The organism is Amycolatopsis sp. NPDC089917, from assembly GCF_040684635.1.
Lineage (GTDB): Bacteria > Actinomycetota > Actinomycetes > Mycobacteriales > Pseudonocardiaceae > Amycolatopsis.
The window spans coordinates 20,863-36,125 of the sequence record NZ_JBFBGL010000074.1; the positions used below are offsets into that span (position 1 = coordinate 20,863).

A 15,263-nucleotide genomic window follows, 5' to 3' on the forward strand; every position below is an offset into this window, starting at 1 on the left:
CCGGACTCCCTTTCTCACCATCGAGTGATCAACACCACTCGACGACGCCCAGCAGCATACGTGTAGTTACCGCGAAGTAGGTAGCGGTGCCGGGGTTACGGAACTGCGACGAAAGCGAGTGACACCCATGACGGTGGCCGAGATGACAAACTGGCAACGCCGTTTCACTCCAGGGAAGAGGTTCGCAGTTGAGCGCGGAGCAGGTTGCCGATCCAAGCGTGCCCACCTTGCTCGCCGAGGCCGCCCGCCAGTGGCCCGGCAAGGTGGCCGTCCAGGAGACCGGCGGCGGGGTCGAGCTGACCTGGGCGGACCTCGACCAGGCCGCCCACGCGCTGGCCAGGGCCCTGCTCGACGCGGGAATCGACCGCGGCGACAGGGTGGCGCTGCGGCTTCCGACGTCGGCCGCCTTCGCCGTCTCGCTGTTCGGGGCGCTCCGGGCGGGCGCGGTGGTCGTCCCGATCTCGCCGCAGGCTCCCGTGGCGGAGCTGACCGGCCTGCTGGAGCACAGCGGCGCGCGGCTCGTCCTCGAACGCGAAACGACCGAGGAACTCCCCGATGGAGTGACAAGCCTCTCACCGCCCGTTACTTCGGATGGAGCAGCCGAACCGGTCGACGCGGCCGGCGCCGGTGAGGACATAGCGGTCATCTCGTACACCTCCGGCACGACCGGCCCGCCGCGCGGCGTGATGCTGTCGCACCGGGCGCTGCTGGCGAACCTCGACCAGCTGAGCCGGATCGTCCCGACGCCGCTCGTGCATGGCGACCGCGTGCTCATCACCATCCCGTTGTTCCACGTCTACGGCCTGGGGCCGGGCCTGCTGCAGACCACCTCGGTCGGGGCGACGGCGATCCTGTCCGAACGGTTCCTCGCCGAGCGGACCCTGGCGGATTGCGCCGAGTACCGGGTGACTTCGATCGCCGGCGTGCCCGCGATGTACGCCGAGTTCGCCGCGATGGACGCCGACGAGCTCGGCCAGGGCCTTTCCACCGTCCGGCGGATGACCTCGGGCGCGGCCCCGCTGCATCCCAAGATCCTCACCGCGCTGCGCGGCGCCACCGGGCTGGACGTCTACGAGGGCTACGGCCTCACCGAATGCGCGCCCGTGGTCACCACGACCCTGGTCACCGGCTACCCGAAGCCCGGTTCGGTCGGGCGGCCGCTGCCCGGCGTCGAGCTCCGGCTGGTCGACAGCGACGGCGACGCGGAGCCCGTCCCGCTGGACCCGGACGACCTCGGCGACGCCTTCGACGAGGACGGCGGCACCGGGCTGGTGTCGATCCGCGGCGCGAACCTGTTCTCCGGCTACTGGCCCGACGGCTCGCACGGCCCCGACGAAGACGGCTGGTTCCGCACCGGCGACGTCGGCTACCTCGACACCGACGGCGACCTGCACCTGGTGGACCGCGCCAACGACCTGATCATCGTCAACGGCTTCAACGTCTTCCCGCACGAGGTCGAGAACGTGATCTCGATGCTGGACGAGGTCTTCGAGGCGGGTGTCGTCGGTGTCGTCGACGAGCGGACCGGCGAGGCGGTGAAGGCCGTCGTCGTCCCCGCGCCCGGCGCGTCGCTTTCGGAACAGCAGGTCGTCGAGCACTGCGCGGAGCACCTGGCCGGGTACAAGGTGCCGCACACCGTCGAGTTCGCGGAGTCGCTGCCGCATTCGGCCACCGGGAAGCTCCGGCGCTTACGCCTCAGGTAAGGATTGACGCATGGCGCACCACGTGACCGTCATGACCCGCACGGGTTGCCACCTGTGCGAGGTCGCGGAACAGGACATCGAGCGGATCTGCGGCGAGCTGGGCGTCGCCTGGTCGGCGCGGGACGTCGACAGCGACCCCGAATGGCGGGCCGAATACGGCGACCGCGTGCCGGTGATCCTCGTCGACGACGCCGAGCACGGCTACTGGCGCGTCGAAGAGGACAGGCTCCGGAAAGCACTGGCGTAACACACTCGTAAGGGGCGATCGGCCGACCCGAAGCGCTATCGCTGGCGAAGATGGAGTCGTGGACGACGAACGCAGGCTCACCTTTCCGCAAGCCGCACTGACCGGGCTCCTGACACTGGCGGCCGCTCTCGGCGTCGGCCATCTCGTCGCGGGTTTCGTCGGGTACACGGCCTCGCCGTTCGTCGCCGTCGCGAACTTCGTCATCGACCACAGCCCGCACGCGGTCGTCGCCTGGGCCGAGCAGACGCTGGGGACCTGGGACAAGGTCGTCCTCAAGATCGGCCTGGCCGTGGTGCTGGTGCTGTTCGCGCTGCTCGCCGGGCAGCTCTCGCGCGGCAAGCCGCTGCCGGGGCAGGTGCTCGTCGGCGTCCTGGGCGCGGCGGGCGTCGCCGCCGTCTACGTGCGCACCGACCTCGGACAGGTCTCGCTGCTGGCGCCGGTGGCCGCGACGGTCGCCGGACTCGTCGTCTTCACCCGGCTGCATCTGTTCTTCCGGCCGAAGGTGTACTTCGACGACCGCGAAGGCGAGGGCCCGCCCCGGCGGAAAGTGCTGGTCACCGGCGTCTCCGTCGTGGCAGGGGCCGGTGTCGCCGCGCTGGTCGGACAGATCGCCGGGACCAGGAAGAACGCCGAGGAGTCGCGTGCCGCCGTCGGCAGGCTCGTCCCGGCCAGGACCGCGCCGCCGATCCCGCCCGACGCGGACTTCGTGAAGTTCGGCACCCCGCCGTATCTCACTCCATCGAAGGATTTCTATCGGATCGACACGGCCCTGGTGGTTCCGCAGGTCCGCACCGAGGACTGGAGTCTCCAGATCCGCGGGATGGTCGACCGCGAGGTCACCTATCGGTATGACGACATCCGTTCGCGGCCGCTGATCGAACGCGACGTCACCCTGTGCTGCGTGTCCAACGAGGTCGGCGGCCCGTACATCTCCAACGCGCGCTGGATCGGCGTCGACCTGCGCGACCTGCTGCTCGAAGCGGGCGTCAAACCCGGCGCCCAGCAGATGTTCGCGACCAGCGTCGACGGCTGGACCTGCGGCACCCCGGTCGAAGCGGCCCTGGACCCGCGACGCGGCGCGATGCTCGCGATCGGCATGGACGGCGAACCGCTCCCGATCGAGCACGGCTTCCCGGCGCGGATCGTGATCCCCGGGCTGTACGGCTACGTGTCCGCCACGAAATGGGTCACCGAACTGGAGATCACCACCTGGGCCGAGCGTCAGGCGTACTGGCTCGACCGCGGCTGGGGCCGCGAGGGGCCGGTGAAGACGCAGTCGCGGATCGACGCGCCCGGTTCGGCCGTGACCGCGGGCAAGGTGGTCGTGTCCGGGACCGCGTGGGCGCAGCACACCGGGGTCGCGAAGGTCGAAGTCCGCGTCGACCAGGGGAAATGGCAGGAGACCGTCCTGTCGGCCGAGACGTCGAAGGACACCTGGCGGATGTGGTGGACCGAGGTCGACGTCGCCCCTGGTCAGCACGAGATCGCCGTCCGGGCCACGGATCAGTCGGGCTACACGCAGACCCAGGAACGCGCCGGAACAGTCCCTGACGGCGCCACCGGCTGGCACACGGTGTCGGTCAACGCGCGTTGATGCAGGCTTCGCTCACTGTCGTGAGCCAGGGCTTTCGCGTGACTGAGTGGACGACACGCGTGATCAGACGGACGACACGCGTGTCGTCCGTCTGATCACGCGAGACCGTGCGACCGCAGGTGCCTGAGACTCGGTTGGCTCCGCGAATCGCCACTCACGACCCACGCGCCTGGGCACTGTGGGGTGCGTCATCCCCTCTACCTGTGACTTTGTGCCTGCGTTCACAAGTGGCTACCGTAGATACGTCGCCACCGGAGCGCCCGGCATCGAACCGGACTCAGCGCCGCGGGTCAAGAGCCGATTTTCCTGGTTCAGGCGAATCATGTCGTCAGCAGGACCAGAGGAGCGGACAAGCGTGGTGTCGCAACGAGGCCGGCGCACCCGGGTGACGCCGGACGCCGACAACGCGCCCACCGCGGAGATGCCCGCCGTCGAGACCGCTCCCGAAGGAGAAGCGGTCCGCGCGAAGTCCATCCCCGAGGCCGCCGTCGCCCGCCTCGCCGTCTACCTCCGCGTCCTCTCCGGACTGGCCGAGCAGGGCGCGACGACGATCTCCAGCGAGGAACTCTCGCAGGCCGCGGGCGTCAACTCCGCGAAACTGCGCAAGGACCTGTCCTACCTGGGCTCCTACGGCACCCGCGGCGTCGGCTACGACGTCCAGGTCCTGGTCAGCCAGATCGAGCGGATCCTCGGCCTGACCCGCAAGCACAAGGTCGCCGTGGTCGGCATCGGCAACCTCGGGCACGCGCTGGCCAACTACGGCGGGTTCCCCGGCCGCGGCTTCCCGGTCGAGGCGCTGTTCGACCTCGACCCGGATCTGGTCGGCGTCCCGGTCGGCGGTCTCCCGGTCTCGCATCTCGACGAGATCCCCAAAGTCTGCGCCGAACGGCAGATCTCCATCGGCGTCATCGCCACTCCGCCCACCGCCGCGCAGTCGGTCTGCGACCGGCTCGTCGCAGGTGGCGTGCAGTGCATCTTGAATTTCGCCCCGGTGGTGCTGCAGGTTCCGGCACATATCGAGGTGCGCAAGGTCGACCTCGCGGTCGAACTGCAGATCCTGTCGTTCCACGTCGCTCGCCGCGCGGATCTGGCCGCCAACGGCAACGGCGGAGGAGACGGTGGCCCTGGGGGCGCCGACAATGGCAGCGTGAACGGCCACGGCAACGGAATGGTGGTGCGCTGAAAATGAGCGTGTTGGCGGTCGGGCTCTCGCACCGCAGTGCCGAGCTCAACACCCTGGAACGCGTCGCGGTCCCCGCGACCGACGTGACCAAGGTGTTGCACCAGTTGCAGCAGGCCGAGCACGTCAGCGAGGCGATCCTCGTCTCGACCTGCAACCGCATCGAGGTCTACGCCGTCGTCGAGACCTTCCACGGTGGCCTCAACGACGTCTCCGACGTGCTCGCCCGCCAGGCCGGGATGGAGCCCGCGGACCTCTACGACTCGCTGTACGTGCACTACGCGGGCGCCGCGATCGAGCACCTGTTCTCGGTCACGTCGGGCCTGGACTCGATGGTCGTCGGCGAGACGCAGATCCTCGGCCAGATCCGGTCCTCCTACGCCACCGCGCGCGAGGCGGGCACCGTCGGCCGCACGCTGCACGAGCTGATCCAGACCACGCTGCGCGTCGGCAAGCGCGTCCACTCCGAGACCGGGCTGGACCAGCTCGGCGCGTCGGTCGTCTCCGAGGCGCTGGCCGCGGCCGGTGACATCGCCGGCAAGCACGCGCTGATCGTCGGCGCCGGTTCGATGGGCGCGCTCACCGCGTCCCACCTGCGCAAATCCGGGATCGGCGAGATCACGATCGCCAACCGCACCGAGGCCAAGGCCGCCCGCCTCGCCGCCGCGAGCGCCGAGCAGGGCGTACCCGCGAAGGCCGTCCGGATGAGCGGGATCGCGGCCGCCGTCGCCGAGGCGGACGTCGTCGTCTGCTGCACCGGCGCGCAGGCCGCGGTGTTCACCGCCGAACACGTCCCGGCCCGCGCCGGGCGACCGCTGGTCGTCTGCGACCTCGGCCTCCCGCGCGACGTCGACCACGACGTCGCCGAGCTGGCCGACGTCACCGTCGTCGACCTCGAGACCATCCAGCGCCGCATGCGGGAAGCGGGCACCCCGACCACCGAGCGCCAGACCGCGAAGGCCACCGGCATCGTGCTCGACGAGGTGCGCGAGTACCTCGCCGGTCAGCGCAGCGCCGAGGTCACCCCGACGGTGACGGCGCTGCGGCGCCGGGCGGCCGAGGTGGTCGACGCCGAACTGCTGCGCCTGGACAACCGCCTGCCGGACCTCGAAGCCGGGGTCCGCGAGGAGGTCGGCCGCACGGTCCGCCGCGTGGTCGACAAGCTGCTGCACGCGCCGACGGTGCGGGTCAAGCAGCTGGCCGCCGAGACGGCCGACACCGATTACGCCAACGCGTTGCGCGAGCTGTTCTGCCTCGACCCGCAGGCGCCCGCCGCGGTGGCGAGTCCCACAACGCCGAAAGACGAGTGATCATCAAGTGAGCAGAGTCATCCGCATCGGGACGCGCGGCAGCAAACTCGCCCTCGCGCAGACCGGCACCATCGCCGACGCCCTGCGGGCCACCGGAGCCGAGGTCGAGCTCGTCACCGTGACGACCCCCGGCGACAAATCGTCCGCGCCGATCCCGACGATCGGCGTCGGCGTCTTCACCTCCGCGTTGCGCGAAGCGTTGCTGCGCGAGGAAGTCGACGTCATCGTCCACTCGTACAAGGACCTGCCGACGACGCCGGAGCCGGGCATCACGCTCGCCGCCGTGCCGCGCCGCGAGGACCCGCGTGACGCGCTGATCGCCCGTGACGGGCTGACCCTCGGCGAGCTCCCGCCCGGTTCGACCGTCGGCACCGGCTCGCCGCGGCGCACCGCGCAACTGCGCGCGCTCGGTCTCGGTTTGGAAATCGTGCCGATCCGAGGCAATATCGACACCCGCATGCGCAAGGTGAGCGACGGAGAGCTCGACGCCGTCGTCCTGGCGCGTGCCGGACTGGCCAGGATCGGCCGGGCGGAGGAGATCACCGAGACCCTCGACCCGATCCAGATGCTGCCCGCGCCCGCGCAGGGTGCGCTGGCGGTGGAGTGCCGGACCGGTGACGTGGACATCGAGCACCTGCTCGGGTCCACAGTGGACGATGAAGGCACCCGTGCCGTGGCGACCGCCGAGCGGGCGTTGCTCGCGGCGCTGGAAGCCGGGTGCAGCGCACCCGTCGGAGCGCTGGCGGAGATCGTCGAGGACCTGGACGCCGAAGGGCGGGTCGTCGAGCGGATCTCGTTGCGGGGCACCGCCGCCGTCGAAGGGGACGGGGACGCGGTCGACATGGTGCGCGCTTCCGCGCTCGCCGACTTCCGCGATGCTGAACAGCTCGGCCGGACACTGGCCGCCGAGCTGCTCGACCTGGGGGCGGGCGCGCTGTCCGGCCCCACCCAGTGAGTCAGAACGTTGAAGGTAGGGCCGCGCTCGACTGCGGCCGCTCAAGAGGAGAACGCACAGATGACCCCCGCGCGTAAGACCACCGGGCGTGTCGCCTTCGTGGGCTCGGGCCCCGGTGACGCCGGTCTGCTGACCGTCCGCGCTCAGGAGCTGCTCGCCAAGGCCGAGGTCGTGGTGACCGACCCGGACGTCCCTTCGGGCGTCCTGGCGTTCGCCGCCGAGGGCGCCGAAGTGCGCCCCGCCGTCGGCGAGGCCACCGAGGTCGCCAAGGACCTGGTGAACGAGGCCAAGGCCGGACGGCTGGTGCTGCGGCTGATCGCCGGCGACCCGCTGACCCAGCCCGCCGTCGTCGCCGAGGTGCAGGCCGTTTCCCGGACCAGCGCCGTATTCGACATCATCCCGGGCGTTTCGCCCGGCGCCGCCGTCCCGGCGTACGCCGGTGTCGCGCTCGGCGGCACGCACACCGAGGTCGACGTCCGCGGTGACGTCGAATGGGCCGCGCTGGCCGCCACCCCGGGCCCGATCGTGCTGCACGCGACGTCGGCGCACCTGGCCGAGGCCGCGTCCGCGCTGACCGAGCACGGACTGGCGCCGACCACCCCGGTCGCGGTGACCTCGAACGGCACCATCAACACCCAGCGCACCCTGGACACCACGCTGGCCACCGTCGCGAACGAGGCGGGCGAGCTCGTCGGCCCGCTCATCGTGACCATCGGCCAGGCCGTCGGCCAGCGCTCGAAGCTGTCCTGGTGGGAGTCGCGCGCGCTGTACGGCTGGAAGGTCCTGGTGCCGCGCACCAAGGAGCAGGCCGGTGAGATGGCGGAGCGGCTTCGCGGCCACGGCGCCACCTCGCACGAGGTCCCGACCATCTCGGTCGAGCCGCCGCGCAGCCCCGCCCAGATGGAGCGTTCGGTCAAGGGCCTCGTCGACGGCCGCTACCAGTGGATCGTCTTCACCTCGACCAACGCCGTCCGCGCGGTGTGGGAGAAGTTCGAGGAGTTCGGCCTCGACGCCCGCGCCTTCTCCGGCGTGAAGATCGCCTGCGTCGGCGAATCGACCGCCGCGAAGGTGCGCTCGTTCGGCATCATCCCCGAGCTGATCCCGGAGGGCGAGCAGTCCTCGGAGGGTCTCCTCGCCGAGTTCCCGCCGTACGACGACGTCCTCGACCCGGTCGACCGCGTGCTGCTGCCGCGGGCGGACATCGCCACCGAGACCCTGTCGGCCGGCCTGCGCGAACGCGGCTGGGAGATCGACGACGTGACGGCGTACCGCACCGTGCGGGCCGCGCCGCCGCCGGCCGAGACCCGCGAGATGATCAAGACCGGCGGTTTCGACGCGGTCTGCTTCACCTCGTCCTCGACCGTGCGGAACCTCGTCGGCATCGCCGGCAAGCCGCACACCCGCACGCTGGTCGCGTGCATCGGCCCGAAGACCGCGGAAACCGCCGTGGAGTTCGGGCTGCGGGTCGACGTCCAGCCCGAGAAGGCCGACGTCCCGCACCTCGTCGACGCGCTGGCCGAGCACGCCGCGCGGCTCCGCGCCGAAGGTGCGCTTCCGCCGCCGCGCAAGGCGAAGCGAGCCCGCCGCTCCTGATTCGAAGGCCGGGAACGCCCCCTCACCCCGCATTTCCCGCGGGATGAGGGGGCGTTTCATTCGCTGGTGAAACCTTGGCGAGCGGGCGGAGGCGAACGCTAGCGTCGAGAGGCCACCGGAAAACTCACTGGGGAGTGATCATGAAATCTCTGGCCCATGCCGCCAGGATCGGTACCGCCGCCGGCGTTTTCGCCCTCGGTTTCGCCGGTCTCGCGGGGACCGCCGCCGCGGCGCCGTTGCCCACGCCGTTCCAGGTCTGCAGCCCGCTCGGATGCGCCGTGCAGAGCGTGCGAGGCACCGTCGAGCGGACCGGAGGCCTGACCCGGATCATCGCCACCGTCACCGACAGTTCGACGACGTCGTCCCTCTCCGCGCGGTTCGTCCTGAGCGGGCCGCAGTCCCTGGCGCAGCTGGTCGACGCCGACAACGAGTCGAAGCGGCAGGTGATCACGGCGCCGGACGCCTTCACCGAACTGATCGTGAGCGCCTGCGCCGTCGGCCCCACGCCCGGGTGCAACACGGTGACGGTGCCGCTGTAACCCCTCACCCGAGTCCGTGAAGGCCTCCTTGAGGGACCCTGGGTCCCTCAAGGAGGCCTTCACGGACTTGCCTCATGCCTGGGCGATCAGCTGTGGAGGCGTCCCACGGCGACGCGCGCCGCAGGAGCGGCAGGCGCGGCAGCGGCGCTTTCCGTCTGTGCCGCGGCGGAAGAGGACCGCACGAGGCCGGCCGACTTCCCGCACACCTTCTTCTTCTCGTCCGACGTCATCTTCTTGCCGACCGTCCTGGTCTGGCCCACGACGCCGGGCGCCGGGCCTTCACCACTGAAGTTCCAGACGTACCACTGGTTGTGCCCCCATCGGCGCTTGTCGTACCACATGTCGTACGACCCGCTGGCCACCCGCATGACCGGTGAGCGGTCCAGGCCCGCCCAGTAGCCCGGGTTCACCTCGATCCGGGTCTCGACGCTTTCGCTGGTCTCCCAGCCCCATTCCTGGCCCCACGTGCGTTTGTACGCGACCGACCAGTCGACGAGGAATGCGAAGCCCGCGCTCACGCTGATCTCGTTCGACACCGTGTTCTTGCCGCTGCGGGTGTCGCGTTTGCCGATCACCTGGGTGATCTTGTTGGCGCTGCAGTTGTAGACCGTGTCGACGCGGCCCCAGCTGCCGTAGAAGTCCTGACCGCGCTGGTCGACGTGGGCGTTGCAGGTCTTGGTGGCACGGCCGCAGTCCTTGAGCAGTTCGGCGCGGGAGGGTCCGCGCGAATACCTCACCGAGCTGCCGCGGTCGTTCATGTTCGACCCGTAGTTGCCGCTGTCGTTGGCGTACCACTCCTGGCTCTCGCCCTGGTACTCGGCGTCCGCGTACATCGTGATGTAGCAGTTCTGGAAGGTCTGGAACGAGGAGATCTTGTCGTTCCAGGCGCCGAGGAAGCCGATGGTCTGGTCGGTTCCCTCGACGCACGGCGACCCGGTGACGGCGACGCTCGCGCCGCCGAAGTTCGCGTATTCGTACAGCACGCTGATGACGGTGGCGGAGGCGCCGACCTCGCCTGCCGACGCCGCGGCGAGGGACTCGCCGACGCTGTCGAAGCACTTGAACGCCCCGGTCGCCGTGTCGGCGACGCAGTGCTCCTCACGCTGCTCGGCGTTCGCCGGGACACCGCCCGCGAGGCACACCATGACAGCGGCCAGAACGGCCGCCCCGAGTCTGTGTCTACGCACGTCTGAACTCCCTGGGAGAGACGGAACACCGACCACGACCGGGCCGGGTGTCACGCAGTCCACCACGGGGAAGTCGGCTTGCCCATGCAGAACGACCGGCAGACTGTTCTTCCGCTGACCGGTGATCGGGACGGTCTCAGGCTTCGCCTCGCTCACGCAGGTACCGCGTGTGATCGGCCTGTTGATGGACGTCGCCCGCGAAGAACCGCTCCGCGATGCGATGCGCCTCGGTCTCCAGCAGCTCCAATTGCGCGAGGAGTTCCTCGGCCGCGCTCGGCTCGCCGCTCGCCCGCCGTTTGGCGGCGAACCACCACGGCAGGTTGAGGTAGGTCTGCACGGACAGCGGCAGATCGGTCCGCGCCAGCCGGACGACCTCGTGCTGGACGTCGGGGTTGGCCGACAGCCGTTCCGGACGCGACAACAGGTCGTCGAGAACTTCGGCGACCCGCCGGACACCGTCCACAGAGGACTCCGGCATCCGCTGCGCCTGCGCGGTCACCTTGCCCACCAGCGAGCCGAGGTCCGCGCGCAGCTGCCCGGCCTCGGCGACGACGTCCACCGGCACCAGCCGGACCCGCTCCGGCGGCGCGAGCAGGGCGAACACCGCGTACAGCCCGGCGACCACCAGCGGCCACAGTCCGCCGACGACGCCGGTCAGGTACAGCGCGAGCCCGATCAGCCCGCCGACGCAGCCGGCGAGGTTCTTCGTGGAGCCGAGGTACCGGATCATTGGTAGCCGCGGATTTCCTGGAACACCTTGGGCAGCACGTCGCTTCGCGCGTCGAACACGTTGCCGCCGGTGCGTTTCGCGACCTCGCCGAGCTCGGCGGAATCACCCTCGCCGAAGATCACCGTGAACACCGGGATCTGCCGCATCGCCTCCGGGAGCGACGGGAACTTCCGCTGGAAGTCCGCGAACTTGGAGCCGTTCGCGTTCGCCCCGTCGGTCATCAGGACGATCGACGTGAACCGGTCCGGATCGCGCGCGACCAGCGGGCCCATGATGTCGTACGCGCGCTGGAGGCTGTCGTAGATAGCCGTTCCGCCGTTCGCGTCGAGGCCTTCGGCGAAGGTCTTGATCTTGTCCAGCACGGGCTTCGGGTCGCCTTCCGGGACCGCGAAGGTCTCCGGGCTACCGGGCACGGTGTCGAACGGCAGCATCGTGACCTCTTCGCGGCTGCGGAAGCGGCGGTACCGGCCGGTCAGTGACCCGTCGGCGCCGGTCAGCCCGATCAGCGCGGTGCGCAGCGATTCGATCCGGTCACCCGACATGGAACCGGAGGTGTCGAGCACGTACAGCGTCCTCGACGGACGCCGGATCTTGTCGAAGTAGGCGCCCAGCAACGCGTCGACGGCCTGCTGCGTCGCGGGGAACGGCAGCTCCACGAGATCCTTCTGCGCGAACTGCTGTCCTAATCGGACTCCAGGAACGACAGGGCGGCGTTGCGTGGTCTCCATGATCTTGCGTTGCGTATCCGGTGTGCGCAGCCGCTCGGCCAGCTTGCGGTGCGCGTCCCGCGCGTCGGAATTCGCTCCCTGCAACAACGTCAGCGGATAGTCGGCGGTGACGACGCCGTCGGAGGGGTACACCAGCGTCAGCGGCTCGGGGAGTTTCCCGCTCGCGTTCATCGACAGCAGGACGGACTCGTAGTTGATCAGGCCGTCGACCTTCTTGCCGGGATCCTGCCCGCTCGCCCGCCGCTGGTAGGCGTCGGAAAGCCAGCCGGACGACCCCGCCGACATCGCCTGCGCGCTGAAGAACTCGGTCAGTTTCGGGGTGACGGAAGCGATCTGCCGCGCGTCGACGGCGTTGCCCGCGCCCGCGAGCGCCGACGCGACCCCGACGAGGGCCGAGAAACCGGAGTTCGACGCCGACGGATCGGTCATGCCGTAGGTGAAGGCCTTCTTCCCTGCCTGCTCGGCGATTTCGCCCCAGCCCACCGGCCGCCCGGTCCAGCCGAGCCGTTGCGCCGCCGACGCGGACAGGCCGAGCACCACCGGCGAGCTCATGATCTTCACCTGCTCGCCCAGCCGCTTCGCCGCCTCCGGAACCGCGGCGGGGTACCGGTTCGACGAGAACCAGACGGCGTCGTACTGGCCGTCCACCTTCCCGTTCGCGAGCGACTCGGTGCCTTCCAGCGTCCCGGTGAACTGGAACTTGACCTTGACCCCGGTCGCGGCCGCCTCCTGTTCCAGCAACGGCTGCAGGTCCGCCAGCTCACTGCCCGCGAGCACGCGCAGGGTCCCCGGCTCGGCCTCCCCCACGCCGTGCGTCCCGCCCTGGCTCGAATCGCAGGAAACCAGTGACAGCGCGCAAATCGCCGCCAGCGCGACCGTCATCCAGCGTTTCACGATGCCCCCTCGGCCGTCGCCGTCTCGTGAGACCGGCGCAGATGGTCTTCGGCCCGCCGGATCTCCCCGGACAACGCCTCCACGGTCGCCGCCATCGTCGAGACGGCCCCCGCCTTGTACTCGTCGATCGCGTCGATGCTGCGGTAGATCCGGTCGAACGACTCGCGGATCGTCGCCACCGCCACCGCCGGATCGCTGCCCGCGCGCTGGATCTCCGCGCCGCGCAGCTCCAGGATCTCGGCGTTCGCCCTGATCAGCCCGTCGGTGGTGGCCTGCACGGCCCGGACCTCGTCGAGCACGTCACGCTGCCCGGCGAGCGCGCCGCTCACCAGCAGCGCGACCCGCAGCGCCGCGACCGTGGTCGACACCGCCCGCTCGATCCCGCGGATCAGCTCGTCGTTGTTGCGCCGCACCAGATCCAGCGCGAGATAGCCCTGAGCGCTCACCGCGAGCTGGGTCAGCAGGTCCTGATGCCGCTGCCGGATCGGGTGCAGCGCGTCGGCCCGCAAGGCCTTGGCCCGCGCGGGATCGGTGAAGTCGAAGATCCCGGCCTGCCGGTCGACCGCCGTGTCGACGGCCTCGGCGAACGCGGCCGCTTCGGACAGCTTCCCGAGCGTCCCCCACAACCGTTCCCGCTCCCCCTTGAGCGCGGCGTTGTCCCGGCGCAGGACGTCCTGCCGGGCCCGCAGCTCCAAGACCAGCGCGTTCACCGGCTCGTTGGCCGCGCGGTAGCGGTCCAGCGCCTTCTTCGCGCTGCCCGCGAGCGGGATCACGCCCATCAGCTTGCGGCCGGTGATCGGCAGTTTCGCCGGATCGATCGCCGCCACGGTCCGCCGCAGCCCGGCCAGGCTCACCGTCGCTTGCTGCTGAGGTGACCCGATTTCCGCCAACGCCCGGGTCGACCGGTCCAGCAGCGCGCCCGCGACGGTCGCCGCCGCGCGCATGTCCGACTCGCCGACCGCGAGCAGTTCGTCCAGCACCCGGGTGAACTCCGGCGATCGGACGTCGAGCGCTTCGAGCCGCTCGGCGAACTTCTCCGCCCTCCGCGCGACCTCGGCGTGGACCTCCGGGCCGAGGGTGACCAGGCCGGCCGCCCGCTCGGCCGGGATCGCCTCCACCGGATCCGGTGGAGTGAGCGTGAAATCGTCCATCAGTACTGCTTCTTCACGGCGTCGAGCAGGCGCTCCAGCGTTTCGTACGACGGCGGCTCGACGGCGTCCACCAGATCGGCGGGCACCGGCGCCTTCGCCGCGGCGACGACGTCGGCGAACAACCGCGGGTCCCCGGTGCGGAAGCCGAACGTGGCGGCGAGTTTCCCCAGCTCCGGGTCGGTCGCCAGCAGCCTGCCCACCTGGTCGCCGTTCGGTTTCAACGGGACGAGCGTGTGCTTCGAGTACACCGTCGGCGCCGTGTAGAGCAGCCGCATGTCCGGCCGGATCGAGCCGTCGGCGCGGACCAGCCTGTCGACGAACTGCGACTCGTAGATCAGCGCCATCGGCGTCTTGCCCATGCCCGCGGCGAGGTAGTCCTCGAACGGGCCTTCGGTGCTGTTCTGCGTGTACCCCTGGTCGATGAACAGCTTCGACACCCCGGGCAGCACCTTCGCCTCGGCCTCGGGCGTGCTGACCACGTTGTTCCCGTTGGCGACGAAGGAAACGATCGACAGGTACATCGCCGCCGAGTTCGACTCACGCGGATCCGTGGTCGTGACCAGCACGTTCTTGCGGGCCGGGAAGGCGGTGTTGCCGGGCAGCTGGTCCCAGCGCGTGCTCTTCTGCGCCAGTTCGAGGTACTTCGCGACGTCGAGCACCTGGTAGTCCCCGGCGCCCTTGCGCACGATCCCGTTGGCGCTCAACAGGTTCACGATCGGCTCGAAGGTCGCGATCGCCATCGGCGACTGGAACGGCGTGTGCACGCCGGTCACCCTGTGGTCGCGCTGGATCCGCTGCGCGGCGGGCGAAGAGGACGGGAACGCGAACTCGTACGCGCCGAGGTCCATGCTCGCGATCTGCCGTGAGCCCGCGGTGTCCACTTCGACCTTCAGGCCGTGCTTGGCGAACGCGTCCACCACCCGCTTGTCGGAGAAGAACGCCAGCTTCTCCGAACCGATGACCCCGCGCACCGTGGTCGGATCCTGACCCTGCGCGGTGTTCTCGTCACCGCCCCGGCCCCAGACGATCACGGCGACCACGGCCAGCAGCAGCACCACGGCCAGGCCGATCGACAGACGGCGTTTCACCGGCCCACCCCCTCGTTCACAGGCTTGATCTTTCAGCCCGTTCGACTCTTTTGACGCGCGGGCGAGCCATTTCGAAGTGAACGATCGATGAACGGAAGACGTCGTCAGTTTCTGGCGAAACGTTGGGGTGGAAGGGAAATCAGACGCTGGCGGGCAGAAAGCGTGCCGGTGAGGCGTCGGTGCAGGTGGTCGTGAGTGGCGATTCGGGTTATTGGGGGGCAAGGCCAATGTGGCGTGTTGTGTCGCTCGCCCGTGCGTCGGCCTCGGGTGTCGCGAAAGCCACTTTCGGGACACCCTATGCCCCGAAAGTGGCTCTCGCGACACCTCCGGGCCTCCGTCACCCACGACCACCGCAAGACCCGCG

Annotated in this window: 13 protein-coding genes; 8 read left to right on the forward strand and 5 right to left on the reverse strand. The window is 70.1% G+C overall.

Features of this window, described 5'->3' with window-relative positions:
• Nucleotides 1-218 precede the first annotated feature (218 nt).
• The 8 genes from AB0N89_RS35325 to AB0N89_RS35360 all read left to right on the forward strand — a co-directional run bounded on the left by AB0N89_RS35325 (nucleotide 219) and on the right by AB0N89_RS35360 (nucleotide 9,121).
• Nucleotides 219-1,703, forward strand: a complete 1,485-nt coding sequence (locus AB0N89_RS35325) for an AMP-binding protein (protein WP_364214118.1) — start codon at nucleotides 219-221, stop codon at nucleotides 1,701-1,703.
• A gap of 10 nt (nucleotides 1,704-1,713) precedes the next feature.
• Nucleotides 1,714-1,950 (forward strand): glutaredoxin family protein, encoded by a 237-nt coding sequence (locus AB0N89_RS35330; RefSeq protein WP_364214120.1) that lies wholly within the window; start codon nucleotides 1,714-1,716, stop codon nucleotides 1,948-1,950.
• A 58-nt stretch (nucleotides 1,951-2,008) separates the two neighbouring features.
• Nucleotides 2,009-3,544: a molybdopterin-dependent oxidoreductase gene (locus tag AB0N89_RS35335; protein ID WP_364214123.1), complete on the forward strand. Its 1,536-nt coding sequence runs from the start codon at nucleotides 2,009-2,011 to the stop codon at nucleotides 3,542-3,544.
• Nucleotides 3,545-3,965: 421 nt separating this feature from the next.
• The gene (locus AB0N89_RS35340) at nucleotides 3,966-4,727 is read left to right on the forward strand and encodes a redox-sensing transcriptional repressor Rex (protein WP_364214151.1); all 762 of its coding nucleotides are present in this window, start codon (nucleotides 3,966-3,968) and stop codon (nucleotides 4,725-4,727) included.
• Between the two features lie 2 nt (nucleotides 4,728-4,729).
• On the forward strand, nucleotides 4,730-6,034 hold the full coding sequence (locus tag AB0N89_RS35345) for a glutamyl-tRNA reductase (protein WP_364214126.1): 1,305 nt from the start codon (nucleotides 4,730-4,732) through the stop codon (nucleotides 6,032-6,034).
• A 7-nt stretch (nucleotides 6,035-6,041) separates the two neighbouring features.
• A complete protein-coding gene (gene hemC / locus AB0N89_RS35350; RefSeq protein ID WP_364214129.1) occupies nucleotides 6,042-6,989 on the forward strand; it encodes a hydroxymethylbilane synthase in 948 nt (315 codons plus the stop codon).
• A gap of 60 nt (nucleotides 6,990-7,049) precedes the next feature.
• Nucleotides 7,050-8,582, forward strand: coding sequence for a bifunctional uroporphyrinogen-III C-methyltransferase/uroporphyrinogen-III synthase (locus tag AB0N89_RS35355; protein WP_005151748.1), 1,533 nt, complete (start codon nucleotides 7,050-7,052; stop codon nucleotides 8,580-8,582).
• Between the two features lie 140 nt (nucleotides 8,583-8,722).
• A complete protein-coding gene (locus tag AB0N89_RS35360) occupies nucleotides 8,723-9,121 on the forward strand; it encodes a hypothetical protein (protein ID WP_364214133.1) in 399 nt (132 codons plus the stop codon).
• An 86-nt stretch (nucleotides 9,122-9,207) separates the two neighbouring features.
• On the opposite strand, the gene AB0N89_RS35365 is transcribed toward AB0N89_RS35360, so the two are convergent.
• The 5 genes from AB0N89_RS35365 to AB0N89_RS35385 all read right to left on the reverse strand — a co-directional run bounded on the left by AB0N89_RS35365 (nucleotide 9,208) and on the right by AB0N89_RS35385 (nucleotide 14,899).
• Nucleotides 9,208-10,308 carry a peptidase inhibitor family I36 protein gene (locus AB0N89_RS35365; protein ID WP_364214136.1) on the reverse strand — a complete coding sequence of 367 codons (1,101 nt, stop codon included), beginning with the start codon at nucleotides 10,306-10,308 and terminating at the stop codon, nucleotides 9,208-9,210.
• Nucleotides 10,309-10,444: 136 nt separating this feature from the next.
• Nucleotides 10,445-11,038 (reverse strand): hypothetical protein, encoded by a 594-nt coding sequence (locus AB0N89_RS35370; RefSeq protein ID WP_364214139.1) that lies wholly within the window; start codon nucleotides 11,036-11,038, stop codon nucleotides 10,445-10,447.
• A complete protein-coding gene (locus tag AB0N89_RS35375; RefSeq protein ID WP_364214142.1) occupies nucleotides 11,035-12,660 on the reverse strand; it encodes a VWA domain-containing protein in 1,626 nt (541 codons plus the stop codon). Before AB0N89_RS35375 ends, AB0N89_RS35370 begins: the two co-directional genes overlap by 4 nt.
• Nucleotides 12,657-13,811: a toxic anion resistance protein gene (locus AB0N89_RS35380; RefSeq protein ID WP_364214145.1), complete on the reverse strand. Its 1,155-nt coding sequence runs from the start codon at nucleotides 13,809-13,811 to the stop codon at nucleotides 12,657-12,659. Before AB0N89_RS35380 ends, AB0N89_RS35375 begins: the two co-directional genes overlap by 4 nt.
• Complete coding sequence (locus AB0N89_RS35385) at nucleotides 13,811-14,899, reverse strand: hypothetical protein (protein ID WP_364214148.1); 1,089 nt, start codon at nucleotides 14,897-14,899, stop codon at nucleotides 13,811-13,813. Before AB0N89_RS35385 ends, AB0N89_RS35380 begins: the two co-directional genes overlap by 1 nt.
• Between the last annotated feature and the right edge of the window lie 364 nt (nucleotides 14,900-15,263).

Excerpts from the sequence above, each read along its gene's own strand:
- AB0N89_RS35370 (WP_364214139.1), bottom strand. The coding sequence starts at position 11,038 with ATGATCCGGTACCTCGGCTCCACGAAGAACCTCGCCGGCTGCGTCGGC.
- AB0N89_RS35355 (WP_005151748.1), top strand. The coding sequence starts at position 7,050 with ATGACCCCCGCGCGTAAGACCACCGGGCGTGTCGCCTTCGTGGGCTCG.
- AB0N89_RS35340 (WP_364214151.1), top strand. The coding sequence starts at position 3,966 with ATGCCCGCCGTCGAGACCGCTCCCGAAGGAGAAGCGGTCCGCGCGAAG.
- AB0N89_RS35380 (WP_364214145.1), bottom strand. The coding sequence starts at position 13,811 with ATGGACGATTTCACGCTCACTCCACCGGATCCGGTGGAGGCGATCCCG.
- AB0N89_RS35330 (WP_364214120.1), top strand. The coding sequence starts at position 1,714 with ATGGCGCACCACGTGACCGTCATGACCCGCACGGGTTGCCACCTGTGC.
- AB0N89_RS35345 (WP_364214126.1), top strand. The coding sequence starts at position 4,730 with ATGAGCGTGTTGGCGGTCGGGCTCTCGCACCGCAGTGCCGAGCTCAAC.
- AB0N89_RS35360 (WP_364214133.1), top strand. The coding sequence starts at position 8,723 with ATGAAATCTCTGGCCCATGCCGCCAGGATCGGTACCGCCGCCGGCGTT.